The sequence below is a fragment of the Acinetobacter sp. PFS20 genome (assembly GCF_052261015.1).
Taxonomy (GTDB): domain Bacteria; phylum Pseudomonadota; class Gammaproteobacteria; order Pseudomonadales; family Moraxellaceae; genus Acinetobacter.
In genome coordinates, this window is sequence record NZ_JBPVZE010000001.1 from 3,929,709 (window position 1) to 3,955,383 (window position 25,675).

Genomic DNA, 25,675 nt, shown 5'->3' on the forward strand with positions numbered 1-25,675 from the left:
CTCTACCCCTTATTTGTACTGCTTTTGATGCCAGTTTTGAACTTTCGTATAGACACGTTTGTGGTCGGGATGCTTTTCATCCAGATACGCATCTGATGCCATCAATGATTGAATATCTTCGCTACCGCTTTGCTGTGTATTAGAAGGCGGTGTATCTTCTTGAAGTTGTTGACCAAAGTACGCAGCCATTTTCAAAACGAGTGGATTGTTTCCAAACTCAGGGCTATTCACTTCTTCTGGTGTCAAAATGCCGTTCTGAATTACGTTCTGTGCGGCAGCATGTGCAAAGCCAAAGTTTTTATCTGTATCGCCCTGCCAGACTTCTTTCATTGCCTGTACGCATCCCTCAGCATCTAATGCGGCGGTCTGCTCCATCAGTTTTGGTAATAACTGGCTATATTCGCCAAGCAAGAAATTTAACTTTTCACCATCAAAACCTGCGGCACGTGCACGCTCTAAGAACTCTTGGTTTTCGGGAATAGCTTTAAATTCGTCAAAGTCAAAACCTTCGATATCAACTTTGTAATCATCGATAGATTCAGGAACTACTGGTGTGGTTGGCTCTGGGTCAGGCGTCGGGTTAGGATTAGCGTCTACTTGAGGAGTCAAAGCGCTAACTGGTGCTGGATCTTGTGTTGGTAAAACTTGTTCGATAACTTGATCACTCATTGTCTTGTTCCTTGTAGTTCGGGTTATTAGCCTGATTAATGTTGTTTATGATGAAGTTGATAACGCTTTGTGAGCCAAGCCGGTAGCACGTCTCACGCTCTCCACCTTTGTCATCTGGTACAAAAGCGTCTTTACAAAAGACCATGGTTAAGTGCTCAAGTACGCGCTGGCCGTTCACATCCAAATCAAATAGATTTCGGTACGTTTCAGGGGTTGCACGCTTCATGCGTTTTAGTCGTACAAAGTTGCCTTGCTCTTCTGTTTCTTCGTTTGGTGGCGGTGGGTTTGAAAGCTCTGAGATTTGTTCTCGTGCTTGATCAAGCTGTTTAGTTACATAATCTATTTCGCGTGTTCTTTCGTTACATAGAGCCATATGCCTGTTTAGCTCATCATTAGATTGCTTGAGCTTTAATTTGTATGTGTCAAGCTCACGTTCTAAGCGAGTCTTTGTATCGAGATGCAATCGGTTTTCATCCCAATATTTTTCTTCAAGAATTACTAAGCCACGGTGTTGCACAAACAGGGCAACACACGCAATAAACAGCAAAATAGAAAGAACCGCTATAACTATGATCATTGCATTACCTCAGTACCTAATTGACCGCCCATGCTCTGTGCTAGTGCATCGCCGCCTTTCTCTAAAATTGTTTGTTGCATTGCTTGTTGTTGCTGTGCTGCCGCTTGTTCTTCTTTGGCTTTTTGACGTGCTTGACGTAGCTCTGCGACTTCTTCCGTTGTACGCATGATGTTTTGCGGTACGCCTCGACCTGTGCCAGTAACCACTGCTACTGCATCAAAGTCGATGTTGTCTAAAATGGTCGGCTCTACATTTGCCATCTCGCCTACACTTGCAACAAATTGTTCTGTTGCAATCACCTCCTCTAAGCGTTGTGAACGAGCTAAAGGCGATACAAATTTGAATGACAGATTGCGACCTAGGAGCTCTTGTGGCGGCTGTCCTAAAGCGCCAGCACGTAAAGCAAGGCCAAAGCAACGATCGAGAATTGAAATCAAATATTCAGTCTGTAGACGGCCATACATAGGCCCAAGCATTTGACGGATTAGCTCAACGCGAGTGTGAATCTCTGTTGCTGTCATCTGCTGTGTGCCAACTGGTGGCAACTGGTCAGCCATAAGCTTTTTACGAATGCCGCCTTGCAGGTTGGTTAGTAGATATTCCGAGATTTGAAAGTTGGTTCCGTCGTCTAGACGCTTCATAGAATCGACACTATTGGCAATGATTACCTTGCGCGGGCCAATACGAACTGTATGAGGGTTTAATACTCCATCATCTTCAGCAATCCATATGCCACCAATTTGCAGATCTGCTGCACGAACTGTATTTTTCATAAGCTCATTAGCCATCTTCGCATCAGGCAATGCGATAGTCATTTGACCATTGCCATAACATGAATTTGGTAAACGGCGTAAGCGTGGCACCGCACACGGGAACTCATGAAAACCTGACTCTTTCATGATTACTGAGTTTGCTATATCGATGTGATATGAAGCGAAAGGCATGGACTTATTGAGCTGTCCAGCACCTTTTTGCTTACGTGGTTCAATGACATGCAAAAGCTTATATCGCGTGTCTGGTGATGTTCTGGCTTGCTGTACTACTTGGATGTGACAGTTTTCTTCACCATAAGTATTAATCATGGTTTCGGCTGTCATCTCATGTTCACGGTAGATGGTATCTATCTGACCATCTGCACGGGTTGAAGCAACGAAGCAATTACCTGGATGCCAAGACTCAAACACATAACCTCCGCCAGCTTCTCGGTCGATGTCGGTGTAGAGAATCCCCCAACCTGCTGTAACGATATCTGTAACCGTTTCAAAGCTTTCACTATCAAAGTTAGCTGCATGAATATTGCGCCAAATGAACTGACACACATCTTCAAGCCAGCGTTCACCCTCTGTTAGCTCTGCAAGATCATCGATACCATCAGGCTGAGCCTTGAACCAAATAGCATTAGCTGGTGTAACGCCGTTCATGATCATTGACGTTAGAACTTGAACTGCATCAGCCGCCGTAGAGTCGTAAAGGTCAGCGCGCTCATTCTCACGCTGACCTTTGTTATCACTTGAAGAGCTAAAGTTTTGCTGACGTTCAGGCGCTCCGAATTTGTAACATTCAGACCAGTGTGCTTCATGGATAGATCGTTCAAGCCGTAATTGGCCTAAACGACGACAAAACTTTTGAGCGCCGTTATCCATTAGCCACCGCCTAACTTAGACTTGTTTGTAACGTTATTTGCAATGTTGTTAATTGCCGAACCTAAAGCACTGTTATTATTGATCAGGCGACGCTGTGCTTTTTTGGCATTGGTTTCAGTCACAGCCTTTTGAGCTGCTGCCGCCGCGTCTGCTTCTGGATCTTGTCGAACTACTTTTCCGCCGCACATAATTAGCCTCGCGTCCAGCCTTTAGGGCTTAGGTAAGGTTTGCCATCTGCAGGTGCTTCCGTAGTAGCTGCTGCCATATCAGTTGATTTAACCCCTTCACGGCGCAATTGTCCTTTAAGGGCTTGGTTGTTGGCTTCGGATGCTGCTAGCTGTTGACGTAATTCTTCAATCAAAGCTGCATGATCAACCGTTGATTCTGTTTCTGACCCAGTGTCACCAGTCTGTGCTTGTGTGTCGTCTGGCGTTGTTTCTGCTGGCTGTGTAGCATCCGCCTGTTGTTCAGTTGCTTTAGTTTCATCAACCGTTGATTCTGGCGCTGCACCCGGAGTTTTAACTTGTCGATTACTAGCCATAAAAAAGCCCCATCCGTTGTGAATAGGGCTAGTGTTTGCTGACTGGTGTTTAGGTTTGCTGTGTGATTCTTTAAGACTTTTTAAAATTGTATTGAGTGCTTCACTAGGTTTTTTTATCAAGTTTTTTATATAAAGCCAAATCAAGCATAAAAAGTGTCAATATATATGCATCTGATGGGTCAATTAATTTGATATTGATTGAACCCCCATTAGGTGAACTTTCCATTCTTTCAATGTCTCTTAAGAATAATATTGCCTGAGATAGAACAAGGGATGAGTAATTCTTCAAATCACCATCTTTCACCGCAAAACCTAAAAAGTTTAAAGAATTTGATAACTTTTTATAGATAGATTCATACTCAATTTTCATCGTGTTATCAGTTTGATGCAGAAAATTATTATAGAAAATATCTTCATGCATTTCACATTGTAGGCTCTGAAGTTTAGATAGATTAATAATTACTTCCTTGGCTTCAATCGCTAAAACTTCGGTACCTTTTTGATTATTCCAACCATTATAAATTTTCCACGCAACAAGCGAAGGAATGCCGGCGCTTATCAATGCTACCAGTATGTCTTTTATAATCCCCCAATCAAGAGAACACATATTTTTATTACCAAGAAAATTAATTATTAATTATACAGCCTTCTTAAACTTAGGTGGCACGCGAGAACGCGCCACAGGTTTTGATCTAATTCTTTGAGCCTCCTTGAATGTGGTCATAGTCATCTCACCTTCTTATAATCGGCACGCATTTTTCTTTTGCGCTTTAAAGTAGGCTTTGCTCTATTCACCAAAATCTCTTGCAGAGCGTTAGAGCAAAAATCAACGTACTTCTGGTTGTCATATTTTTTAAATGAATCGGTTTGACGTTTAACATTCACAACCAAACCTAAAATCAAACCTAGATATGAGCCCTTAGATTCAGCCTTCACCAGTGTTGTGTTCTTTGAATCATTCCACTGCATTGTCATGAGAGTATTTTTGATCCCCATGTTAGGGTTCTGAAATGCAAGCTTGATTGCCTGCATTACAAATCCAACGCGAACTTTGAGAGACTTAATCATTTACCTCCCCCTTGAGCGCTTGCTCTACTTCCTCAAGAAACATGATATCGTTCATACAGTGGCTATCGCAGAACTCTTCAAATTTAGATTCAATTAAAACTAATGCCGCATCCACCCGCTTTTGCAGTAGATCCACTCTGTTTTGCAACGACTGAATAAGCTCTTTATCCATGCCTTGAAGATATTTAAGATTTGAAATCTCCAATTCTTTGTTTTGGATCTGCTCTTTTAAGAATCGTTCATCTTCGGCAAATTCCTCTTGAAGCCCGTCCACTTTCGCTTGCTGTGCCTTCCATCCGTCTTGGAAAGCATCGTAACGAGCATCAATAAAATCATTGTTGAATGTATCGAATGCCTCGTCATATCTTTCTGAAATAGGTTTGCCACCAAAGTTTGAATATTCGCGCATAAACCAGTTAATGAATGCTTCTAGTACTTCGTTATTCTTGTCCATCTCAAACATCCTTTGCGTTGCAGTTTGGCGAAATGTGGTTTTCTATGGGGAAGTCGTCGCCTAGGTCATAGCTAAAATGTGTAGCATTCATCACAGCGCCAACTTGCTCACCAGTTAAAACGTTGTAGGGAAACTTAACGTCTGCATAAACTGGAACTACTTCATCAATGCGGTGGCCTGCTGCGATTTCTTCGGTAGTCGCATAATCAAGAACCTCCGATAAGATAGGATTGAAGTCCTCAAACACATCAACACATGAACCATCTAATGAAACAAACTCAATTGTCATTAAATCTTTAGGCATTGATCCGTATTTAAAAACAACCTTGTCACCCGCTTTGAATTCTTTAAACTCACTCATGACTGGCTCCTTTAATCCCAAATATCTTCATCAGCAGTTAAGAAGGGATCTTCCATAAAAATAGTTGACTTCAGGCAATGACAATCAAAAGCTGTTAAACGAACTACTTTAACAATGAGATTTCTCACATACTCATCAAGATCGATGTAATCTTGATTCAGATTTGATTTATTGCTCATTCCCTTCTCCGTAGATCGATTCGTAATCAGTAACAGCATCTTTAAGTCTTGAAACTGTATTGCTCAGCATAGTTCCTTGCTCTAAGTTCACTCTTAAAAACAAGTCAAGTTGTCTTTTTGCCATGACAATACCGCCATACGCTTTAACCAAATCCACCGACTCCACGAGGCGTTTTAGAATGCGGAGATCAATCACAAGCTCATAGATGGTTTCTAGCTCATCAATAGAATTTAGATCTGCTGTCTCCCAGTCATTTAAGCTGTGGTCAAAGTAAGTTAGAAATTCTTCTGAAAAGTAAGTGTCAGTATCAGCAACATAGTGTGAGGCAGTTCTATCAGGCTCCCCCTTAACAACCTCTCTCGCCCGTTCTAAACCGTGGTCTTTGATAAATTGGGTGGGTTTCATAGCGCATCCAACTCCCCAAAGAATGAATCTTTGATTGTGTAATCCGAATCATCCCAGTCTTGGAGATCATCATTCCAGTAGTACAAATAAATGCTGCTGTCAGTCATGTAGTAAGTGTTAGTAGGCTTATGAAACCAAAGCATGTTGCTTCCTGCTTTCTCTTTAATTTGAGTAGGTATTGTTTTCATCCTTTCACCCCGTCACGTTTGGTCATGTCTATCTCGCTATCTAATTGATCTATAACGCCGTCCAGCATGTCTAAAAAGTCTTGCTGACCGATTTTGTATTGGTATGTCTGCCACTCGCCTTCACGCGGAAAACGTTGCAATCCTGTCTCTATCTGCCATAGCTGAATGAACGCGTCGCCATTGTCATAATTAGGAATTCCACCACGTGACCATTCACTCACAGTTGAAGCGCCTGAAATCGGCAACACATGCGCAATCGTTTCGTGTGTCCATCCCAATTTGCATAGGTCTAAAATCATGCGGTTGAAGTCTGGGCGTTTGTAAGCACGGCGTTTTAGTAGAAATTCCTTGGTTTTCTTTTTCGTCTCACGGTTAATAAAACGCGCGCGTGCGCGAGGGGAATTCGTTTCTGCTATCAAATCACTCAGACTGCTCATATGATTTCCTCAAATTTCCCAAACTTTGATTTTGATCAAACCGCCTTTAACCAGTTCGCCACGCTTCACATGCAGTACATCGAACTGCTCATCGTCTAGGCAAAATTGGCACTTCACTAAACTGTCGATTGTTGCTTTCAAGTAGTTATCGATATCCCTTCTTTTCAGGTCTGGAAAATAAAAGGTGACATCCATTTTTAAACGCATATCAGTCATGAGCATTGGAACAATGGTTCTCACGTAGTTGTGAAAATCCATGGCTTTTTGACTTAAAGAACGTTTCTTCCCATTAGCGATCCAGTAGTGATTAACACTTGGTGGAATCATCCAAATTTCAGCGTCTAAAATTTCGTTTTCTTCACCTATCGTATTTTGCTTTGATTTGAGTTTTAAGCGCGTTTTAACTTGCTCACGTACCTTTGCATCATTTTCGGCTTTTTGATTCGCCTTGGATGAAATAGCGCGGTTTCTGTGGGCGTTTAAATGTGCTTGTAGTCTTTCCTCACTCCATCTCATGCATTTACCCCTATTTCACGTTTATTATTCAGAAATGCTTTGTTCACACTCCCCACATACGGACACCAACCAAAGTTGTTACGCCAAAAGAACCAGTTGCCCTGCCAATTGCTCCAAAAAGTACCGTCTGTTTCAATGTGAGTTGTCTGGGTAGGTGCTTTCATGCGAAGTCCTCCAAATTGCCAACAAAGCCAACATCGTGAAGATATGAAGCAAACTGACGTAAGCATTGAGGGTCACGAAGTTTTGAAGCTATACGTGATTCAAATGATTTTTGAGTTTCACCAACGTTTGCGTACATCGATGCAAATTGATCAAAGTTGCAAAGCTTTGATGCGAAGTAATCAATTTGACTATCGCTTAGTTTTTTTGGTTTTGAAGGTGTGTTTGTTGATTTAGATTTACCCTTAGGCGTTTTTAAATTTTGTAGACGATAGATCCAGTTATTCATCCATGCCTGTGCTGTGCGCTTTCCCTGAGCTACTGACCACTGTGCAAAGTTTTTAAGCTCTTTCAGAATTTGTTCATCGCTCAAATCTGAATTTTCTTTTTTTGCTTGTGCTGTGAAATCAGATTGGACTGAATATTTTTTTGAAAGCTCAATCAGGCTGAATAGATTTTTGTCTGCTCGGTGGTATTCGACTGAGCTGTCAAAAATATCTGTTCCAGATTTATCAACAGGCAATTTCTTTTTTTTATTATCTAAAGAATTCTTATTATCTATTGTGAGTTCACTAAGTGAACCAGTTTTGGTTCCGTTAGTGAACCGATCTTGGTTTCCTTTATGAACTGGTGTCGTAGGTGAACTAGTTCCGTTAGTGAACCGATCTGCAATAGAAATATCATTTAAGCGATATTTTTTTACACCCTGTTTCCCAGCTTCAATAACTGAAATAACACCAAAATCGACAAGTTCTTTTATCCCTGCCGACACAGTTTTACGACCTAATTGGCGTGAACCTTTAAGCTCCCCTCCCTGTAATTGAGAGTAACTAACAAAATCTGATTCTTTGTTGTGTCCATTGATGCGGTTTTCTAATTCCGCATAGACGTTTCTAGCCGCATCACTAAGAAACGGCCATACTTCTTTTCGATAAAGACGGCTAGACATTACATAGCCGTTTTCAAACTTATCGCTATACATGGTCCCAGCCTTGTGATTTGGCTGTGATGGCTTTTTGAAAGGTATGACTTGTGCTGTATTCATCTATTCACAGCCCTCACATTTCGTGTTAAATTCAACATCGGTTACCAACCACTGTTTACTTATCTAAGTGAACGGCGAAAAAGTCCTTCTGCTGTAACAGTTGGACTTTTTTTGTGCCTGTGTTTTTTGGAGTTACATCGCGGATAGGTGGCGAAGGCATCAACTCAAAATCAGAAGTATTCTTTGTATCTTCGGTAACCGTGGTCAGATCGATAGGCATTTGTAGACAATTAAGCATCTCCTCAACCTCGAAGATTATGTCCATGGCTGCAATACGCATTAGCTCAGATGAACCATTTAGCTTTCTTGAACGTGCTATTCGCTCTAATTTTATTTTCATTTCGTCCGTGCACTTAAAAGTGACACTTGCTGTTAATTTTTCAACCATGAGATCACCTAAGCGCCAGTACGTGAATTTTTGCGTTTTAAAGATTTTTTCCGTTTTTCGTATAAGTCCTTTACTTGGTACTCACGTGCTAATGGGATTTTTTGCTCAGGCCATTGATATACAGCTGAAGGTTTAATCCCTAATAATTTTGCTAATTCCACACCATTGACGCTTAGCAAAGTGAAGGCTTCTGCTCTAGTCATTTTTAGATCACACTTAAAAAATAAGATTTCTTAGTATTTAAACAAAGAAAACTTATTTTTACAAGATGTAAGATTACTTATATGAAAAACGATACTGTTGGACAGCGCATACGCGCTTTAAGAAAGACGAAAAAGCTTACTCAAGCCCAACTAGCTAAAGTAGTTGGTGTCTCTGCTCCTGCCATTACTGAGTGGGAGAAGGACGGCTATTTGCCTAAAGCTGAGTCTGTCGATGCAATGGCTAAATTTTTTAATGTTTCTTCACAATTTATTTTAAAGGGTATTGATAACCCACCTGTCAAAGACTACTCTCATGATATTACTGAAGAAAGTAATGTTAGCTATACAGGAAAATTATTAAGAAGAATTCCTGTTCTAGATTTTGTCCAAGCTGGAGCTTGGCGTGAAGTAGTTTATGACGGTTTAAATCCAATGGGGCATACATATACCGATTATGAAGGAACACACCCTTCAGATATTTTTAGCGTAACGGTTGATGGGTTAAGCATGTCACCTAGATTTATGCCTAACGACCAGTTAATAATTGATCCAAACTTGGCACCTCAACCCGGTGATTTTGTGATTGCTCAAAATGGTGATTATGAAGTTACCTTTAAGAAGTACAGAGTTACTGGATACGATGAATTGGGGCGAGAGCATTTTCAATTAATGCCCTTAAATCCTGATTTCGCGCCTCTAGACTCTAAAGTAAACAATATAAGAATCATTGGTGTTGTTGTAAGTCATATTCAAAACTTTAGGTGAGAACAATGATTGAGGCTTGGTTAAATTATCAGTACGCAAATATTCTTGGTTTTATAATCTTTGCCTCGGTTGCGTGGCTTGCTCTACGCTCTGATCTAGCAAAAGATATTCTATCTATTTTATTAATTTTATTATTAATGGTTCCTGTACCGTTTGTAATGACTAAGCATTTTAATAATGAAAACTGGATAGAATTTGTTTTGTGTGGATTTATTCAGGTTGGCCTAACTTACCTTTGCTATAAATTCATAGCTTATATGATCACCTACCATAAGAAAAACCGTTATAAAATTTGGTAAGACTTCTTATTTTTAAGCCCACTTAAAAAAGTGGGCTTTTTTTTGCCCATTAATTCAAAATAAGATTTCTAAATAAAACTAAGATTTCTTATATTTTATGTTGACACAAAAACTAAGATTTCTTATATTTATTTCATCAGATATGAAAAAGCCCCGACTGTTTGGCGACATGGGGGCTTCTTACTCGATTAGGAGCAATCGAATTATGAAACAAAGAACTATACAGAGTCAAACGACTACCCCTTGCAACACTGAACCTAAACCAAGTGATTACGCATATAACTGGCGTGAACACTTCTGGGCGCACCTTCTAGACACGTTAAAGCTATTTGCTTTCTTGGCTTCTGGCTTGGTTGTCTGGATCTTTTTCTCTTTCTTTTTAGCAAGTGTATTTGGCGGTTAATCATGAGTACCGCTAATGAATGGGAAACACTACGTTCTCGATATGGCAGCAATAAGCAGTATGCAAAAAGACAGGTTTTGACCCGTAGAAATGACCTAGAAGACTTTGCTAATTGGCTTGTAGATCAAGGTGCTGAAATCCTCCTGAACCCTTGTCAGTATGAATCATTGCGATTCTATTTAAATAATGAACTTGGCATCGTTTGGGAAAAGGGATCAGGGAATTTATTAGCTCATAACATGGGCAAAGCATATGAGGAATCCAAATAAATGAACTCATTTATCGAACTCCCGACAACTTCGCTCATCGAAAGCATGAGCAATGATGAATATCACGCATCACCAGAATTTAGCTCAAGCCAGCTTAAAGATATTTTGCGTTCACGTGCTCACTTTCATTCAAACAATATTTTGAAAGAAAACGAGCGTGAATCTAAGAAACATTTTGACTTCGGAACATTGGCACACACGTTATTTTTAGAGCCTGAACAGTTCGAAAATGAATTTGTGGTTTTGCCTGAGGATGCGCCACGTAAGCCTACAGAAACAATGCTTAATGCTAAAAAGCCATCGGATGAAACCGTTCAAAAAATCGAATGGTGGAATAAATTTGATGCTGAGCACGGCTCAAAAATTATCATTGATCAAGATTTACTGGACGGCGCACACCGAATTGCAAACAACCTACGTTCGCTTAGTTCTTACCAGATCATGCAGAACTTCAAAGGCATGGCTGAGGCAAGCATATTCTTTACTGATCCAGTGTATGCATTAAACCTTCGTGTACGTCCTGACTATCACATTATCCCATGTGATGAGTTCCCGAACGGTTTAATCATGGATGTAAAAACATCTACCGATGCACGCCAATTTAAGTTTTCAAAATCATGTTCTGATTTTGGGTATGACATCTCGGCAGCAATGTATCGAGAAGGCTTCCAGCAACACTACAAAACAGAAGAAAAGCCAGAGTTTTTCTTTCTAGTCGCTGAAAGCACTGCGCCTTTTAACGTCAAGCAATACCGCGCTTCTAGCCTGTTTTTAAGCATAGGTGAGCAACGCTACAACAAAGCTAAAGAGCTTCTTGCAGAGTCTTTACTCATCAATGAATGGGAAGGCTACTCAACAGAACTCGAAGATATTTCTTTGCCGCAATACATGCTTAACCAAGCAATTAACAATGAATTTAACTAATTAGAATTGGAATATTTATTATGAATACAGTAGCTAACATTCAGCCTCAACAATCAATCGGCCTTCTTAACCTTGAAGCTTTTGAATTATCGCAACGTATTGCAAAAATGCTTTCAGCATCAACTTTAGTTCCGGAACAATACCGCGCTGTAACCAAGGTTAAAGCAGGTAAAGACAATAATGGAAATTGGTTATTCCGTGAAGAGCCAAACCCTAACGGCCTTGCGAATTGTGTAATCGCGCTAAATATGGCATCTCGCTTAAATGCAGATCCATTAATGGTGATGCAAAACCTATACTTAATTGAAGGTCGCCCAAGCTGGTCAAGTCAATTCATTATGGCGGCAATTAATAGCTGTGGTCGCTTCTCTGCCCTTCGCTTTGAGCTTGTAGATCTAGGCGAACAAGAAGTTGAATATCAAGAGACTTCTTGGGTTAGTGGTCGTAAGCAAACTAGCAATAAAAAAATGAAAATTAATAACCAGAGTTGCGTAGCTTGGGCGCTTGAGTCGGGTACTGTGATGCCTAATTTCTCTATTGAAGAGCTTAAAGAACATGGTGGAGTTTATAAGTGCTGTAAAGCTTATGGAATTCCATTAGTTGAATCTTCAAAAATTACAATTGAAATGGCTGTAAAAGAAGGCTGGTATACAAAAAACGGTAGTAAATGGCAAACAATGCCTGAGCAAATGCTTCGTTATCGTGCTGCTTCATTCTTTGGCCGTGTACATGCACCTGAGCTGCTTATGGGTCTACGCTCATCTGAGGAAGAACAAGAGCGCATTATTGACGTTACACCTGAAACAGTTGTGGTGAGTGCTTCTAATTTTGCTGAGCTTAAACGTGACATTTTAAAAGCTAAAACAGCAGATGAAATGGCCGAGCTCGAAAGCAAGATTTATGAAGTGATGGACGATAAAGAACGCAACGAATTAATTAAGCTCTGGAAGTCTAAAAATGAAAAATCTGTTGCGGAAGAAACAGTAAAAAAGACTGAGGATGTACAACTTGAACCCGACCCTGTAGAAGTCGTGCAAGAAGAAGTTCAAGCACCTGACACATCTAAATCGCTCGATATCCGCAAGAAGTACCTATTCAAACTTAATAATGCCAAGACTGAAAAAGAACTGGCAGATATTAGCCGAGAGTTAGAGAAAGAAACTGGTTTGACTGATACGCACCGTAATTACTTGGTTGAAGTCGAGCAACAACGTTTAGCTGATCTAGCTAAAAAAGAGCAAGCTGAGCAAGCGCCTAAAGTTGAACCTATCAAAAGCAACGGCGTTAAAAATGGCTTAATCCACCAAATTAATGAAGCTCAAAACGTAGCTGATTTAGAACTGGTTGCTAAAAACATTACTGCCAATAAGCCAAAAATGACACCTAAGCATCATCAAGAAGCCTTGACCCATTATGCACAACGCAAAGAAGTACTTACGCAAGAAGACATGTTTGCAGGTGTTCAGGAAATCTCGTTTGTAGATGCCGTGATTCAACGCATTCAAAACGCTAATAACCAAGATGAAATCAACGCTGAATATGCAAATCCAGCAATTGACGAACTATCAGATGAAGACCGTCAACGCATTGATACAGCCGCTTCACAACGTGAAAGCCAATTATTCGGTTAATTAGATTTGTGACAAGGATGTCACTTTATTGGAGCTGAAGGATGATTAATCAATTGAAGCCAACTGAGATTATCAGAGATGAAATGGGTTGTTGGGCTCATCCTGAATATCTCAAATACTTAGATGACAATCATGCTGATCAAGAATGGTTGCGGCAGAGCGAATGGGATCAACTAAAGAAGCACTTCAATATTGTCACTGTTCGACTTTATTTAGAAGGAAGTATTTCTGATGATCTATTTTTGGAAATTATGGACTCATCAGACTTAACTAAATGGGATCCTGTAGCACCACATGGATTTTTCTTAATAGACATCGGTTTTACTGAAGATGGTGCAGAAGCCTTATTTGCAAAAGAAAAGCAAGTAGAAGGAATAGAAAATGAATGTAATCCTAACTGAGACAGATTTAGACCTCTTAATTGAGAATGGCGACAGCTATTACGAAATTATGGACCATGTGACTCGTGTTCTATTCGAAAAAGCTTTGGTAAAAGCCAGAGGCAACAAAACACATGCTGCTGACCTATTAAAAATCAATCGTGGAACTTTAAACACTATTTTGAAACGTACTGCGAAGAAGAAGGAGGCTAAGAAGTAAATGGGAGTTGCTATTGATTTAACGAACACAGAACGTAGAGTTTCAACCGCTGAATTTGCCCTTCGGATGAATTTTTCAGAAAAAGAGCTTTACGAACGTATTAAGGATGGAAGAATAAAGCCACCTGTTAAAGATGGCCGTAAAAACTTCTGGTTAAATAGTTATGTTCTTAGCTGCATTCGACAAGGTGCAGATGAAGTAGAGATTCAGGAACTAAGAGCATGAAATCAGTTGAAGAAAAAGGTCGCATTAAGCGACCTTTTCTTTTATGGCAAAATCAAATGTGAGTAATACTGTGAGTAACTATCAAGCTATTTAATAATTAAATATTATATTACAAACACTTAACTTTAAATTGAGCGGTTTACATCATGCCACCCATACCACCCATACCGCCCATATCTGGAACAGCTGGTTTATCTTCTGGAATGTCAGTAATCATACATTCTGTAGTTAACATTAAACCAGCTACAGAAGCAGCGTGTTCAAGTGCAGAACGAGTTACTTTAGCTGGGTCAAGAATACCCATTTCTAACATATCGCCATATTCGCCAGTTGCAGCGTTATAACCGAAGTTACCTTCACCCGCTTTAACTGCATTAATCACTACAGATGGCTCATCACCAGCGTTTGAAACGATTTGACGAAGTGGAGCTTCAATCGCGCGGCGTAAAATATTGATACCCGCTGTTTGATCTTCGTTAGCACCTTTTAGGTTGTCTAATACATTTACAGCACGTACTAGCGCAACACCACCACCAGCAACCACACCTTCTTCAACTGCTGCACGAGTTGCATGAAGTGCGTCGTCTACGCGGTCTTTCTTCTCTTTCATTTCAACTTCAGTTGCCGCACCGATTTTAATTACAGCAACACCGCCTGCTAATTTAGCAACACGTTCTTGTAATTTTTCACGGTCATATTCTGAAGAAGATTCTTCAATTTGAGCACGGATTTGCTGAACACGCTCAGCAATAGCAGCTGCATCACCAGCACCATCAACAATTACAGTGTTTTCTTTAGAAACAGTGATCTTGTGTGCAGTACCTAAATCTTGAAGAGTTGCTTGTTCTAAAGACATACCAACTTCTTCAGAAATAACAGTTGCGCCAGTCAAGATTGCGATGTCTTGAAGCATTGCTTTACGGCGGTCACCGAAACCAGGAGCTTTAACAGCACATACTTTGATAATACCGCGCATGTTGTTTACAACAAGTGTAGCAAGCGCTTCGCCTTCAACATCTTCAGCGATGATAAGAAGTGGTTTACCAGTTTTCGCAACTGCTTCTAAAACAGAAATCAATTCACGAATGTTGCCGATTTTCTTGTCAACAAGAAGAATGAACGGGTTTTCAAGCTCAGCCGTTAAAGTATCTTGCTTGTTTGCAAAGTACGGAGAGATATAACCACGGTCAAACTGCATACCTTCTACAACGTCTAATGCGTCTTCGAAGCCAGAACCTTCTTCTACAGTGATTACGCCTTCTTTACCTACTTTTTCCATCGCTTGAGCGATAAGTTTACCAACAGTAGTATCAGAGTTAGCAGAGATAGAACCAACTTGTTCGATCGCTTTAAAATCATCAGCAGGTTTTGCATTTGAACGGATATTTTCAACTACAGTTTTTACTGCGATATCGATACCACGTTTTAAATCCATTGGGTTCATACCTGCAGTTACAGATTTGATCCCTTCATTCAAAATTGCTTGAGCAAGTACAGTTGCAGTTGTCGTACCGTCACCAGCGATGTCGTTAGTTTTGCTAGAAACTTCACGAACAAGTTGAGCACCCATGTTTTCAAACTTGTCTTTTAAAGAAATTTCTTTAGCAACAGTTACGCCGTCTTTAGTGATGTGCGGAGCACCGAAAGAACGGTCAATCACTACGTTACGACCTTTAGGGCCTAAAGTCACTTTAACCGCATCTGCAAGTACGTTTACGCCTGCAATCATTTTTGAGCGAGCTGAATCACCAAATTTTACGTCTTTAGCTGACATATTAAACTCCGAATCTTTTTAAATACTGAATCTGATAATGAATTGAGTTATGGATTGATTAGCCTTCCAACACAGCTAAAATGTCTGACTCTTTCATGATTAAGAGTTCTTCACCACTTACTTTCACTGTTGTACCTGCATAAGTACCAAACAATACTTTGTCACCAACTTTAACATCCAAAGCACGTACGCCATTCTCAGTGATTTGACCATTACCTACTGCAATTACTTCACCTTGAGATGGTTTTTCAGCAGCAGAACCTGGAAGTAAAATACCACCAGCAGTTTTGGTTTCTTCTTCTACGCGACGAATTACAACGCGATCATGTAATGGACGAATGTTGCTCATAATTAACTCCATCAGACTAAGTCTTTTTGATTAATCGTTATTGCTTTAATCCAGAGCAATAACAAAATATTTAGATGTCACTTTTGTGGGGATGAAAAAAAAGGCTTCAAGGGGAAAATGAAAAAAAACTTATCTTTTTTGGTCATTTTTTAACAGGTTGTGAAGAGTTTTTATTAAATTTAAAGCACAAAATAAAAGAGGCTATTTTCATAGCCTCTTTTATAAAGATAAATTTCAATGTTAAACAAAGAGTTGCTGGTTATTTAACAATTCATCTAATGTTGTATTTACCTGATTTAAAGTTATCAATGACACACTACTAAACATTGTACCTTCTCCATCTCGGTCAAGACTAATAGTCGTGTTTCCAGCATCTTGCTCTACGGTAATAAATTTGGCTAATGTGCTCGCATCTTTAGAATAGTCAATTAATAGTTCACTTAAATCAATTTTGTCAGCTTGTAGATCAGTTCTTACATCACCTAAAGTAAAATCTAACACCGTGTCATGTCCATTTCCGCCAGTCGCATCTTGGCTATTTAGCAATTGGAACAGAATGGTATCAGCACCGTCATTAGTCATATAGGTATCATTACCTTCACGCCCATTCAAAATGTTATTACCAGAGTTACCTGTTAAAAGATTATCTAAAGCATTGCCTGTTGCATTTAGATGAGCAGAACCAACTAGCTCCAAGTCTTCTACATAACGACCGCTTTCTATACCTGTATACCAATCAGAATATCCAACCAGACTATAACTCACAGAGCTAATTATTTTATCGTGTCCACCAAAATCAACATCTCGATAGCCAGATTCAACCAGTTGACTCTGCCAATAACCGCTTTCTACGAAAACATCTTGATAGTGGCTAGTATCTACCCAAACATCTTCATAACGACTCAGATCAACATAAACGTCTTCATAATGACTAGTATCAACCCAGCCTTCCTCTGAACGTATATAGGTCAATTCATAACCTTCTTGCCATTGCCCATTCGCAAAATCATAATATTGTTGTTCATATCGACTATAATCGCTATCTGCCGTGCCATTATCAATATAAGTTATACCATTTTGATTTTGATAAATATTTTGTACAGTTGAATAACCACTTGTGATCCATTGGGAATCATAATAACCATCAACAAACCATATCTGTTCGTAATGACCTTCAGTAACCCATTCTGGATATGTATAGCTATCATCAATCCAGACGTCTTTATATATTGCATACGGCTCAACAATATATTCTTGAACAAAATCACTTGTATGATCAACTATATAAGTATTATCAGTAGCATCACCTTTAAGTTGATCAACAGTGATGGTAGGTAAATCACTAATTATTTGGCTAATGGTTTCACTACGGTTTCCAGCACGATCAATAACAGTAAGGTCAAATGATGTTGCAGTCCCATCCACATAAGTAGAGAAAGTTCCATTTGCCATGACCGTCGCACTTGTTACAGAAGGTTCTTGATCAGCAAAATGATATGTAACTTCAACAGTAGCATTGCTTTCAGCATGTCCTACCAGCAAATTATCCCATCCATTTATGGCAAGCTGTGTGGCTACATTCGGTGCTGTTGTATCATTCGTAGCAACAATCGTTGAGCCCACACTCACATTTTGATTGGCATCAACTACTTTTACCGTCAATGTTTCGCCATGCCAATATTGTGACCATAATTGCGCTAAGAAAGTACCACTACTTCCAACCGTAGTCTGGCCAACTAAATTATTATTAACATCAAAAATATTAACCGTTGAATATGCTTCCGCTTGTCCTGAAAGTATATTTCCATCTGCTAAAACAAGCTGAGTTGCTGCATTTGGCGCGACGATGTCTATGGGTGCCTTAATTTCGGTGTAAGCACTTTGATAGCCATTTTGCTCCACAACAATGCGTAAAGTTTGCCCATTCGCCTGAGGTGAATATAATTGGATATTAAAATGCCCTGTTTCATCTACAGAACCACCACCAATATAATTACTATACACATCAAAAATACGCACCTCACTATTGAGCAAAGCAGTTCCCTCAATAAAGAAACCATTTTCAGATACAACGACCTGATCTGCTGTTGGTGGTGCATTAGTATCTGGATTAAAAGTAATATTAAGTGGGGTACTTATATTTTTGGCTAAATCTGTTGCCGTGACAAATAACTGCTCTCCACGTAATAATGGTGGATAAATACTAGCATTGAAATATCCAGCTTCATCCGATTGAAATTCTGCTCGTAAATCTCCATCCGCATCCATTACTTTAATGATTACTTTCGGATCAGCTTGTCCCGTAATACCATAACCGTCATTACTAATCACCACATCATTAATTACTGGAGCAATATTGTCTAAAGGCGCAATAATTTCAGAGATTAGGCTATATTCATTGATATTCTGGTCATAAACTCGAACTTGTAATGTCTGTCCCTGTAGATAGTAATCAATTAGCTGAATAGCGAAACTACCATCATCATTCACAACATTATTCCACCCTCCATTAATGATCTGACCATCAATAGATGTAACAACAATCGACATTCCTGATGTTGCCTTTCCTGTCAGAATATGACCATCTACATCCAGTTTTAGCTCTGTTGCAGTAATTGGTGAATTCGAAAATACAGGTACTAACTGATGAGCAACTTCGCTTCGGTTACCAGCAATATCTTTAACAACAATACTCAAATTTTGTGTCTGGTATTGACTCAGATTAATCCATTGATTAAATGTGCCATCGTACCAAACATAAGTTGTTGTGATAACTGCACCATATTGATCAATAATTTCAATCGTTGCATTTGGCTCAGCCTCACCAAAAAGCAATCCGTCGGAGGTTAATGTAATATTTGAAGCAGCTCGTGGTGCAACATCATCAATTAAAGCATTTTGTTTAACCTCAACACTTCGGTTACTTGCTTGATCAATTACAACAAAAGTAAGCTCTTCTCCATGTAAATAGACTTGATTAAAATAACCTGACACATTACCAGCACCATCTACATAACCAAAACCTACAACCTCACCCGCAGCATTTTTGACTTCAATCCGAGTATTTGCTTCTGCTTGCGCTGTAAAGTTTTGACCGTTTGAGTCGAGCACAATCTTTTCAATCGGATTTGGTGCGATATCATCAATCAAAGCATTCTGTTTGAGCTCTGTACTGCGGTTACCCGCTCGATCAACTACAACAAAAGTGAGCTCTTCGCCATGTAAATAGACCTGATAAAAGTAACCAGAAACATTACCCATGCTATCTGTTGAACCAGATCCTACAACCTCACCAACAGCATTTTTAACTTCGATTCGACTATCTGCTTCCGCTTGCGCTGTAAAGCTTTGACCATTTTCATTTAAGGCGATGTTTTCAATCGGATTTGGTGCAATATCATCAGTTAAAGCATTTTTCTTAAATTCAATACTTTGATTACCTGCTTTATCTATAACAATAAAAGTGAGTTCCTCACCTTTTAAATAAACCTGATTGAAGTAGCCTGTCACATTACCAGTGCTATCGACATAACCATAACCAACAAACTCACCCGCAGCATTTTTGACACTAATAAAACTATTTACTTCTGCTTGTGCTGTAAAGCTTTGACCGTTTTCATTAAAGGTAATATTTTCAATTGGATTCGGCCCAATCGTATCCACCAAAGCATTTAACTTAAGTTCGACACTGCGGTTACCCATTCGATCCACGACAACGAAAGTTAATTCTTCTCCATGTAAATAGACTTGATAGAAGTAACCTGTCACATTACCAGCATCATCCACATAACCAGAACCGATAATCTCACCTGCTGCATTTTTAACTTCGACCTGAGTATTGGCTTCTGCCTGTGCTATAAAGTTTTGACCGTTCGCATCAAGTACAATATTTTTAATCGGATTTGGCGCAATATCATCAAATGGAGCCTTAACTGAAACAGCTTCACTCACATTTCCAGCTCGGTCTTTAATAGTGACTGTGAACTCTTCACCATGTAAATTGTAAGTACCGAAAGAAATAGTGAATGTACCATCAGCATTTACACTCTGATTCCACGTATTCATCTGTTGACCATTTTGATCAAAAATCTGAATGAAGGTATTTGGCTCAGCTACACCAGAAAGGAATGAACCATCTTCACTAAACGTGAGATTACTTGCAGCCACAGGAGCAACATCATCAATCGGTGCTTTTACAGTAACCCCACCACTCAAATTACCAGCCCGATCTACTACAACTACCTTAAACTCTTCGCCATGCAAATAATTAGTATCTAAAGAGATGCTAAATGTTCCATCCCAATTAACATTATTATTCCAAAGATTTAATAATTGGCCATTCTGATCAAATATTTGAATCGTCGCATTGGGTTCAGCCACACCAGTTAGATATGAACCATCTTCGCTAAATACTAAATTAGTCGCATTTTCTGGTGCCGTATTATCAAGAAAGGCTGTTTGTTTTACTTCAACGCTCCGATTACCAGCTTGATCAATCACAACAAAAGTGAGTTCCTCACCTTTTAAATAAATTTGATTCAAGTAACCCGAGACATTACCAGCACTATCTACATAACCAGAACCGATGACCTCACCCACAGCATTTTTAACTTCAACTTGAGTATTTGCTTCTGCTTGCGCTGTAAAGTTTTGGCCGTTTTCATTGAAAATGATGTTTTCAATCGGATTTGGTGCAATGTCATCAGTTAAAGCGTTTTGCTTGATCTCTGCACTACGGTTACCCGCTCGGTCAACGACAACAAAAGTGAGTTCTTCTCCATGTAAATAGACCTGATATAAATAACCTGACACATTACCAGCGCCATCTACATAACCTGAACCGATGATCTCACCAGCAGCATTTTTGACTTCAATTTGAGTGTTTGCTTCTGCTTGAGCTATAAAGTTCTGTCCGTTCGCATCAAGTACAATATTTTCAATCGGATTTGGTGCAATATCATCAATCAAGGCATTCTGCTTAACTTCTGCACTACGGTTACCTGCTCGGTCAACGACAACAAAAGTGAGTTCTTCTCCATGTAAATAGACTTGATATAAATAACCTGACACATTACCAGCGCCATCTACGTAACCTGAACCGATGACCTCACCCGCAGCATTTTTAACTTCAACTTGAGTATTTGCTTCTGCTTGCGCCGTGAAGTTTTGACCGTTTGAGTCGAGTACAATATTTTCTATCGGATTTGGTGCAATATCATCAGTTAAAGCATTCTGCTTAACTTCTGTACTACGGTTACCCGCTCGGTCAACGACAACAAAAGTAAGCTCTTCGCCATGTAAATAGACCTGATACAAGTAACCAGAAACATTGCCTGTGCTATCTGCTGATCCATAACCAATAATGTCACCATTGGTATTTTTAATTTCAATCTGGCTATTCGCTTCAGCCTGAGCTGTAAAGCTCTGTCCATTGATATCTAATACAATATTTTCAATCGGATTTGGCGCGGCATCGTCATTCAAAGCACTCTGCTTGACCTCTGCACTGCGGTTACCCGCTCGATCTACTACAACAAAAGTAAGTTCCTCACCATGTAAGTAAACTTGCGGGAAATAACCAAATACATTACCTAAGCTATCGGTATAACTAGTAGTAATCTTATTTCCATCCTGATCGAATACATCAATAGAGCTTCCCGCTTCTGCCTGAGCTGTAAAGCTGTGGCCATCTTCGTTGAAGATGATATTTTCAATTGAATTTGGCGCAATGGTATCAATTAAAGCATTTAGCTTAAATTCAACACTTCGGTTACCAACTCGATCTATGACAACAAAAGTAAGTTCTTCACCATGTAAATAGATTTGACTGAAAAAGCCTGAGACATTACCCGCATTATCTGTAGAGCCCCAACCCGTCTGACTACCTAATGAATCAAAAACTTCAATCCGACTATTTGCTTCTGCTTGTGCTGTAAAGTTTTGACCGTTGGCATCAAGTAAAATACTTTTAATTGGATCCGGTGCAATATCATCAAGTGGAGCATTTATTGAAACAGCTTCACTCACATTTCCGGCTTGGTCTTTAACGGTGACCGTGAATGCCTCTCCATGTAAATTATTGCCACCTAAGAAAATAGTAAATGTACCGTCCGAGTTTATGGTGTTATCCCATATATTCACGAGTTGACCATTATGATCAAAAACCTGAATCGTAGTATTCAGTTCTGCTACACCCGTAAGATATGAACCATCTTCTGAGAAAACTAAATTACTGGCTGGTGTAGGAGGAACTGTATCAGCAGTAATTACAGTATCGGTGCTTATTTGACCACGAGCATCCTTAATTGATAAGAACAACTGCTCACCATCAACAAGAGGGCGATCAAGTTGGAGTTTAAAATAACTTGATCCATTCCAGCCATTATCTTCACCGACTTTAATTTCAGCTACGATTTCCCCTTTGGCATCTTTAACAATGAGAGTACTATTATTTTCAGCTTGCCCACTTATTACTCCGTCCGAAGTAAAGCTATCTACATATGGGGCAAAAGCAGAGTTAGGTGCCTGTATCTGAGCAGCTAAACTTACATTTCCATTTACATCGGTAGCCGTGACATAAACTGTCTCGGCATTGGTTAAAAACATACCGAGCTCTATCGAGAAACTTCCACTTTCGTCGGTCCAGTTATTCCAGAACCATTTATTAAGAATGTTTCCTTGTCCATCTTTAACTAAAATTTCAGAGAAAGGTTCTGCATGACCATAAACTAAATCACCAGCATCATTGAAATTTAAATCTGTTGGAATAGGTGGAGGAGTGAGATCTACAACAATATTCTGCTCAGGGCTCATCAGACCTTTATTATCAATAATTTGAACGGAAATTTGCTCTCCATCAATTAAAGGTCTGTTTACACTCAAGCTAAAATGACTAAATTCATTCCAACTATTGTCATCACCTAATGTAACCTTTCCTAATTCATTACCGTCAGCATCACGCACAATTACCGTACTATTGTTTTCAGCAAACCCAGAAATTAAGCCTTCTTGTGTAATACGTTCAACATATGGAATATAAGCAAAGTTTGGAACTTCGATTAGGGCTTCACTCGTATTTTGATTTTTATCTACTACTTGTACGGTAACCGACTCACCTTCTTTTATAAATTGGAACACAGGTAAACTTGCAAAGCCTTGTTCATCTGTAACACCGTTAGCGATTAGATTTCCTGTTCCGGAAAACACAAGAATAAGGCTGTTAGGTTCATTGACATGTACTGATAAAGTTTCGCCACTGATATCAAATTGTGGAGTTTCTAAAAATACTGCGGGCGTATAGTCTGCAGTAATATATTGTGGATGGCCTGAAACATTATCTTTATCTGTAGAGATAATAATTTGAGTACCTTCCTTCACAGGTTGGTCGAGGGACAAAGTAAATGGTCTGACTTCACCTAATGCCATTACACTAAAAGGTGTAATACCTGAGCTCTCAAATGCAATAGAGTTAAACTCTTGTAGAATATTTCCATTCTGATCTTTTACAATAAAATGACTGCCTTCAGTCGCATAACCAGTGATCACACCTTCTGGACTAATTCGTAAAATACTAAGAGCTGGAACTTCAGTAACTAGTCCAATTGATGAATTTTCACTGCTGTATCCATTATAAGTAGCAATTGCATAAACCTCATCATTTGAGCTAATTGAAAGATTTTGTAAGGTAAATTTACCCTCTTCATTGGCTATTGTACTTGCAAGCCAACCACCATTTTTATTGTAGATATCGACTATACTTCCTTTATATGCGCTACCCGAAATGATAGCTCCATCTATATTATTAAAAGTTAGAGAATCTAGTTTTGGTGAATTCGGAGTATGATCTACATTATAATTTTGAATCTGTTTAATAATCGCTGTATTGCCAGCTTGATCAGTAAGGCTAATATCAATTGATATATTGGTTTGCGATTCTTCTGACCACAAGAACTCTGCTGGAATTTCAGCAACCCATTCTTGGGTTAGCTCATCAAAATGAAAGTTATAAACAACATTATTTAATGTCGTATTTATTGAAGTCAGTGAGCTATTTAAATCTATTGGTAGATTATCTACGTCCAGTCTTATAGAAATAACTTGATCTTTTTCAACTAGACTTATTGTATTGTCTTCAGTAATCGGCTTTACAGTTACTGTAGTTGATTCAACATTTAAAGAATTATCTACAACCACTTTTTGTACAGCGGTTTCTGAGGTATTGCCTGCAAGATCCGTTACTACGGCTTTATAGTGATAAATACCGTCAGCTAAATCTTTTTGTTCAGCTGTTGTTTCCTGCCAAGTTTTTCCTTCATCTTTCGAAATTTCATAGTGGTCTAGTAAAGCAGCTTGTTCGCCGATCACAATTGGTTGAGTTAGCTCCAAAGTAAAATTATTATCTTGCGTAATCAGATCCGTTGCTGAGACGCCTGTATCGCTCAAATCAGATAAAGTCAGTTCACCTGCTTGGGGTGCTGTGGTATCCACAACCACTTTTTGTATAGCAGTTTCTGAGGTATTACCTGCAACGTCTGTTACTACAGCTTTGTAAAGATAACTTCCATCAGCTAAATCTTTTTGAGTTACTGTTGTTTCCTGCCACGTCTTACCCTCATCTTTCGATATCCAGTAAGTGATTTGGCTATTTACTTCTTGTCCGCTAATCTTTAAATCAAAAGTTTGATCTTGCGTAATCTGATCCGTTGCTGAGACGCCTGTATCGCTCAAATCAGATAAAGTCAGTTCACCTGCTTGGGGTGCTGTGGTATCCACAACCACTTTTTGTATAGCGGTTTCCGATGTATTTCCAGCTCGGTCTGTTACTACAGCTTTGTAAAGATAACTTCCATCCGCTAAATCTTTTTGAGTTACTGTTGTTTCTTGCCACGTCTTACCATCATCGGTAGAGACCAAATACGTTACTCGACTTCCACTTTCCTGTCCCTCAATTTTTAAAGTGAAGTTTTTATCTTGAGTGATCTGGTCGGTTGTTGAGGTGCCTGAGTCTAAAAGATTTTTTAGAATCAAATTACCTGACTCAGGAGGCGTCGTGTCTTTAGGATCTTTCCTTGACAATAAAGCAATTGTTCCTGCGCCCGCTAAAGCACTGACCACCCCAGTCCAGAGAGGTACAGAAGATGAAGAGTCTATAATTTTTGGTGCATCTTTTACTTCTAAATAATTAACAGTAGTCTGCCCAGTAGCATCTTCACCTAAACTGGCAGTCCAATAACTCAGCCCTTCATTTAAAAGAATTTGCGGATTTTCACTAATAAAATAGTTTTCTAAAATAATTTCAGTTCCATCTTTTAGATGAATAATTGCATTATTTCCCTCTCTTGTTATTGAGGCAATTTTTTCTGGGCTTATATCGATTTTTGCGACTTCTTTAGGATCTACTACAATAGTTTTTGTCTGGCCTACATCAATATCAACTGTATTATTTTTTGAAGCATTATTTGCCATTAATGATACTTGTACCATTTATCCACCATGAAATTTTAAATAATTATTAAGTTTTTCTAAAATATTAAGTCAATAGATACTCATTTTATAAAATATTATTAAATTTCATAAAATACTAAAACCCTTATTATAGC

At 39.2% G+C, this 25,675-nt stretch carries 30 protein-coding genes; 9 read left to right on the forward strand and 21 right to left on the reverse strand.

Annotation, left to right across the window (positions count from 1 at the left end; all coding sequences use genetic code 11):
* Positions 1-9 precede the first annotated feature (9 nt).
* The 18 genes from ACS125_RS18590 to ACS125_RS18675 form a co-directional block, all read right to left on the reverse strand.
* On the reverse strand, positions 10-669 hold the full coding sequence (locus ACS125_RS18590; protein ID WP_443273821.1) for a hypothetical protein: 660 nt from the start codon (positions 667-669) through the stop codon (positions 10-12).
* Positions 662-1,246, reverse strand: a complete 585-nt coding sequence (locus ACS125_RS18595) for a Bbp19 family protein (protein ID WP_443273823.1) — start codon at positions 1,244-1,246, stop codon at positions 662-664. Before ACS125_RS18595 ends, ACS125_RS18590 begins: the two co-directional genes overlap by 8 nt.
* Complete coding sequence (locus tag ACS125_RS18600) at positions 1,243-2,889, reverse strand: portal protein (protein WP_443273825.1); 1,647 nt, start codon at positions 2,887-2,889, stop codon at positions 1,243-1,245. Before ACS125_RS18600 ends, ACS125_RS18595 begins: the two co-directional genes overlap by 4 nt.
* Positions 2,889-3,077: a hypothetical protein gene (locus ACS125_RS18605; protein WP_443273827.1), complete on the reverse strand. Its 189-nt coding sequence runs from the start codon at positions 3,075-3,077 to the stop codon at positions 2,889-2,891. Before ACS125_RS18605 ends, ACS125_RS18600 begins: the two co-directional genes overlap by 1 nt.
* A gap of 2 nt (positions 3,078-3,079) precedes the next feature.
* Positions 3,080-3,430, reverse strand: a complete 351-nt coding sequence (locus tag ACS125_RS18610; protein WP_443273829.1) for a hypothetical protein — start codon at positions 3,428-3,430, stop codon at positions 3,080-3,082.
* 103 nt (positions 3,431-3,533) lie between these two features.
* The gene (locus tag ACS125_RS18615; protein WP_443273831.1) at positions 3,534-4,037 is read right to left on the reverse strand and encodes a hypothetical protein; all 504 of its coding nucleotides are present in this window, start codon (positions 4,035-4,037) and stop codon (positions 3,534-3,536) included.
* 119 nt (positions 4,038-4,156) lie between these two features.
* Complete coding sequence (locus ACS125_RS18620; protein ID WP_443273833.1) at positions 4,157-4,498, reverse strand: hypothetical protein; 342 nt, start codon at positions 4,496-4,498, stop codon at positions 4,157-4,159.
* Positions 4,491-4,952: a hypothetical protein gene (locus ACS125_RS18625; RefSeq protein ID WP_443273835.1), complete on the reverse strand. Its 462-nt coding sequence runs from the start codon at positions 4,950-4,952 to the stop codon at positions 4,491-4,493. Before ACS125_RS18625 ends, ACS125_RS18620 begins: the two co-directional genes overlap by 8 nt.
* 1 nt (position 4,953) lies before the next feature.
* Positions 4,954-5,334: a hypothetical protein gene (locus tag ACS125_RS18630; protein ID WP_443273837.1), complete on the reverse strand. Its 381-nt coding sequence runs from the start codon at positions 5,332-5,334 to the stop codon at positions 4,954-4,956.
* Positions 5,325-5,492 (reverse strand): hypothetical protein, encoded by a 168-nt coding sequence (locus ACS125_RS18635; RefSeq protein ID WP_443273839.1) that lies wholly within the window; start codon positions 5,490-5,492, stop codon positions 5,325-5,327. The genes ACS125_RS18630 and ACS125_RS18635 overlap by 10 nt, the downstream gene beginning before the upstream one ends.
* Positions 5,482-5,898: a hypothetical protein gene (locus ACS125_RS18640; protein ID WP_443273841.1), complete on the reverse strand. Its 417-nt coding sequence runs from the start codon at positions 5,896-5,898 to the stop codon at positions 5,482-5,484. Before ACS125_RS18640 ends, ACS125_RS18635 begins: the two co-directional genes overlap by 11 nt.
* A complete protein-coding gene (locus ACS125_RS18645; RefSeq protein WP_443273842.1) occupies positions 5,895-6,086 on the reverse strand; it encodes a hypothetical protein in 192 nt (63 codons plus the stop codon). Before ACS125_RS18645 ends, ACS125_RS18640 begins: the two co-directional genes overlap by 4 nt.
* Positions 6,083-6,523, reverse strand: coding sequence for a hypothetical protein (locus tag ACS125_RS18650; protein ID WP_443273844.1), 441 nt, complete (start codon positions 6,521-6,523; stop codon positions 6,083-6,085). The genes ACS125_RS18645 and ACS125_RS18650 overlap by 4 nt, the downstream gene beginning before the upstream one ends.
* 9 nt (positions 6,524-6,532) lie before the next feature.
* Complete coding sequence (locus ACS125_RS18655; RefSeq protein WP_443273846.1) at positions 6,533-7,039, reverse strand: RusA family crossover junction endodeoxyribonuclease; 507 nt, start codon at positions 7,037-7,039, stop codon at positions 6,533-6,535.
* The gene (locus tag ACS125_RS18660) at positions 7,036-7,203 is read right to left on the reverse strand and encodes a hypothetical protein (protein ID WP_443273848.1); all 168 of its coding nucleotides are present in this window, start codon (positions 7,201-7,203) and stop codon (positions 7,036-7,038) included. Before ACS125_RS18660 ends, ACS125_RS18655 begins: the two co-directional genes overlap by 4 nt.
* Positions 7,200-8,246, reverse strand: a complete 1,047-nt coding sequence (locus ACS125_RS18665) for a hypothetical protein (protein ID WP_443273850.1) — start codon at positions 8,244-8,246, stop codon at positions 7,200-7,202. The genes ACS125_RS18660 and ACS125_RS18665 overlap by 4 nt, the downstream gene beginning before the upstream one ends.
* A 55-nt stretch (positions 8,247-8,301) precedes the next feature.
* Positions 8,302-8,634: a ribbon-helix-helix protein, CopG family gene (locus ACS125_RS18670; RefSeq protein ID WP_443273852.1), complete on the reverse strand. Its 333-nt coding sequence runs from the start codon at positions 8,632-8,634 to the stop codon at positions 8,302-8,304.
* 8 nt (positions 8,635-8,642) lie between these two features.
* A complete protein-coding gene (locus ACS125_RS18675; RefSeq protein WP_443273854.1) occupies positions 8,643-8,837 on the reverse strand; it encodes a Cro/CI family transcriptional regulator in 195 nt (64 codons plus the stop codon).
* 81 nt (positions 8,838-8,918) lie between these two features.
* Between ACS125_RS18675 and ACS125_RS18680 the strand changes: the two genes are divergently transcribed.
* The 9 genes from ACS125_RS18680 (at position 8,919) to ACS125_RS18720 (ending at position 13,953) form a co-directional block, all read left to right on the forward strand.
* Positions 8,919-9,602, forward strand: a complete 684-nt coding sequence (locus ACS125_RS18680; protein ID WP_443273856.1) for a LexA family protein — start codon at positions 8,919-8,921, stop codon at positions 9,600-9,602.
* A gap of 5 nt (positions 9,603-9,607) precedes the next feature.
* Positions 9,608-9,901, forward strand: a complete 294-nt coding sequence (locus ACS125_RS18685) for a hypothetical protein (RefSeq protein WP_443273858.1) — start codon at positions 9,608-9,610, stop codon at positions 9,899-9,901.
* Between the two features lie 205 nt (positions 9,902-10,106).
* On the forward strand, positions 10,107-10,304 hold the full coding sequence (locus ACS125_RS18690; RefSeq protein ID WP_443273860.1) for a hypothetical protein: 198 nt from the start codon (positions 10,107-10,109) through the stop codon (positions 10,302-10,304).
* Between the two features lie 2 nt (positions 10,305-10,306).
* The gene (locus ACS125_RS18695) at positions 10,307-10,573 is read left to right on the forward strand and encodes a hypothetical protein (RefSeq protein WP_443273862.1); all 267 of its coding nucleotides are present in this window, start codon (positions 10,307-10,309) and stop codon (positions 10,571-10,573) included.
* Positions 10,574-11,497, forward strand: a complete 924-nt coding sequence (locus ACS125_RS18700; protein WP_443273864.1) for a PD-(D/E)XK nuclease-like domain-containing protein — start codon at positions 10,574-10,576, stop codon at positions 11,495-11,497. It abuts the gene before it with no gap.
* Between the two features lie 20 nt (positions 11,498-11,517).
* Entirely contained in the window at positions 11,518-13,128 is a 1,611-nt protein-coding gene (locus ACS125_RS18705; RefSeq protein WP_443273866.1) for a recombinase RecT, read from the forward strand.
* Between the two features lie 41 nt (positions 13,129-13,169).
* Positions 13,170-13,529 carry a hypothetical protein gene (locus ACS125_RS18710; protein WP_443273868.1) on the forward strand — a complete coding sequence of 120 codons (360 nt, stop codon included), beginning with the start codon at positions 13,170-13,172 and terminating at the stop codon, positions 13,527-13,529.
* Complete coding sequence (locus ACS125_RS18715) at positions 13,510-13,728, forward strand: helix-turn-helix domain-containing protein (protein ID WP_443273870.1); 219 nt, start codon at positions 13,510-13,512, stop codon at positions 13,726-13,728. Before ACS125_RS18710 ends, ACS125_RS18715 begins: the two co-directional genes overlap by 20 nt.
* On the forward strand, positions 13,729-13,953 hold the full coding sequence (locus ACS125_RS18720; RefSeq protein ID WP_216967855.1) for a hypothetical protein: 225 nt from the start codon (positions 13,729-13,731) through the stop codon (positions 13,951-13,953).
* Between the two features lie 139 nt (positions 13,954-14,092).
* On the opposite strand, the gene groL is transcribed toward ACS125_RS18720, so the two are convergent.
* The 3 genes from groL to ACS125_RS18735 all read right to left on the reverse strand — a co-directional run bounded on the left by groL (position 14,093) and on the right by ACS125_RS18735 (position 25,559).
* Positions 14,093-15,727 (reverse strand): chaperonin GroEL, encoded by a 1,635-nt coding sequence (gene groL, locus ACS125_RS18725; protein ID WP_004790490.1) that lies wholly within the window; start codon positions 15,725-15,727, stop codon positions 14,093-14,095.
* Between the two features lie 58 nt (positions 15,728-15,785).
* A complete protein-coding gene (locus ACS125_RS18730; protein ID WP_002120604.1) occupies positions 15,786-16,076 on the reverse strand; it encodes a co-chaperone GroES in 291 nt (96 codons plus the stop codon).
* 240 nt (positions 16,077-16,316) lie between these two features.
* The gene (locus ACS125_RS18735; RefSeq protein ID WP_443273873.1) at positions 16,317-25,559 is read right to left on the reverse strand and encodes an Ig-like domain-containing protein; all 9,243 of its coding nucleotides are present in this window, start codon (positions 25,557-25,559) and stop codon (positions 16,317-16,319) included.
* Positions 25,560-25,675: the final 116 nt, after the last annotated feature.

What these genes read in the sequence shown, in the direction of transcription:
- ACS125_RS18720 (WP_216967855.1), top strand. Translation starts at nt 13,729, where the DNA reads ATGGGAGTTGCTATTGATTTAACGAACACAGAACGTAGAGTTTCAACC.
- ACS125_RS18600 (WP_443273825.1), bottom strand. Translation starts at nt 2,889, where the DNA reads ATGGATAACGGCGCTCAAAAGTTTTGTCGTCGTTTAGGCCAATTACGG.
- ACS125_RS18690 (WP_443273860.1), top strand. Translation starts at nt 10,107, where the DNA reads ATGAAACAAAGAACTATACAGAGTCAAACGACTACCCCTTGCAACACT.
- ACS125_RS18700 (WP_443273864.1), top strand. Translation starts at nt 10,574, where the DNA reads ATGAACTCATTTATCGAACTCCCGACAACTTCGCTCATCGAAAGCATG.
- ACS125_RS18685 (WP_443273858.1), top strand. Translation starts at nt 9,608, where the DNA reads ATGATTGAGGCTTGGTTAAATTATCAGTACGCAAATATTCTTGGTTTT.
- ACS125_RS18680 (WP_443273856.1), top strand. Translation starts at nt 8,919, where the DNA reads ATGAAAAACGATACTGTTGGACAGCGCATACGCGCTTTAAGAAAGACG.
- ACS125_RS18610 (WP_443273829.1), bottom strand. Translation starts at nt 3,430, where the DNA reads ATGGCTAGTAATCGACAAGTTAAAACTCCGGGTGCAGCGCCAGAATCA.
- ACS125_RS18695 (WP_443273862.1), top strand. Translation starts at nt 10,307, where the DNA reads ATGAGTACCGCTAATGAATGGGAAACACTACGTTCTCGATATGGCAGC.
- ACS125_RS18625 (WP_443273835.1), bottom strand. Translation starts at nt 4,952, where the DNA reads ATGGACAAGAATAACGAAGTACTAGAAGCATTCATTAACTGGTTTATG.
- ACS125_RS18730 (WP_002120604.1), bottom strand. Translation starts at nt 16,076, where the DNA reads ATGAGCAACATTCGTCCATTACATGATCGCGTTGTAATTCGTCGCGTA.
- ACS125_RS18640 (WP_443273841.1), bottom strand. Translation starts at nt 5,898, where the DNA reads ATGAAACCCACCCAATTTATCAAAGACCACGGTTTAGAACGGGCGAGA.
- groL (WP_004790490.1), bottom strand. Translation starts at nt 15,727, where the DNA reads ATGTCAGCTAAAGACGTAAAATTTGGTGATTCAGCTCGCTCAAAAATG.
- ACS125_RS18660 (WP_443273848.1), bottom strand. Translation starts at nt 7,203, where the DNA reads ATGAAAGCACCTACCCAGACAACTCACATTGAAACAGACGGTACTTTT.
- ACS125_RS18710 (WP_443273868.1), top strand. Translation starts at nt 13,170, where the DNA reads ATGATTAATCAATTGAAGCCAACTGAGATTATCAGAGATGAAATGGGT.
- ACS125_RS18715 (WP_443273870.1), top strand. Translation starts at nt 13,510, where the DNA reads ATGAATGTAATCCTAACTGAGACAGATTTAGACCTCTTAATTGAGAAT.
- ACS125_RS18705 (WP_443273866.1), top strand. Translation starts at nt 11,518, where the DNA reads ATGAATACAGTAGCTAACATTCAGCCTCAACAATCAATCGGCCTTCTT.
- ACS125_RS18605 (WP_443273827.1), bottom strand. Translation starts at nt 3,077, where the DNA reads ATGTGCGGCGGAAAAGTAGTTCGACAAGATCCAGAAGCAGACGCGGCG.
- ACS125_RS18595 (WP_443273823.1), bottom strand. Translation starts at nt 1,246, where the DNA reads ATGATCATAGTTATAGCGGTTCTTTCTATTTTGCTGTTTATTGCGTGT.
- ACS125_RS18620 (WP_443273833.1), bottom strand. Translation starts at nt 4,498, where the DNA reads ATGATTAAGTCTCTCAAAGTTCGCGTTGGATTTGTAATGCAGGCAATC.
- ACS125_RS18645 (WP_443273842.1), bottom strand. Translation starts at nt 6,086, where the DNA reads ATGAAAACAATACCTACTCAAATTAAAGAGAAAGCAGGAAGCAACATG.
- ACS125_RS18675 (WP_443273854.1), bottom strand. Translation starts at nt 8,837, where the DNA reads ATGACTAGAGCAGAAGCCTTCACTTTGCTAAGCGTCAATGGTGTGGAA.
- ACS125_RS18665 (WP_443273850.1), bottom strand. Translation starts at nt 8,246, where the DNA reads ATGAATACAGCACAAGTCATACCTTTCAAAAAGCCATCACAGCCAAAT.
- ACS125_RS18615 (WP_443273831.1), bottom strand. Translation starts at nt 4,037, where the DNA reads ATGTGTTCTCTTGATTGGGGGATTATAAAAGACATACTGGTAGCATTG.
- ACS125_RS18650 (WP_443273844.1), bottom strand. Translation starts at nt 6,523, where the DNA reads ATGAGCAGTCTGAGTGATTTGATAGCAGAAACGAATTCCCCTCGCGCA.
- ACS125_RS18670 (WP_443273852.1), bottom strand. Translation starts at nt 8,634, where the DNA reads ATGGTTGAAAAATTAACAGCAAGTGTCACTTTTAAGTGCACGGACGAA.
- ACS125_RS18590 (WP_443273821.1), bottom strand. Translation starts at nt 669, where the DNA reads ATGAGTGATCAAGTTATCGAACAAGTTTTACCAACACAAGATCCAGCA.
- ACS125_RS18635 (WP_443273839.1), bottom strand. Translation starts at nt 5,492, where the DNA reads ATGAGCAATAAATCAAATCTGAATCAAGATTACATCGATCTTGATGAG.
- ACS125_RS18735 (WP_443273873.1), bottom strand. Translation starts at nt 25,559, where the DNA reads ATGGTACAAGTATCATTAATGGCAAATAATGCTTCAAAAAATAATACA.
- ACS125_RS18655 (WP_443273846.1), bottom strand. Translation starts at nt 7,039, where the DNA reads ATGAGATGGAGTGAGGAAAGACTACAAGCACATTTAAACGCCCACAGA.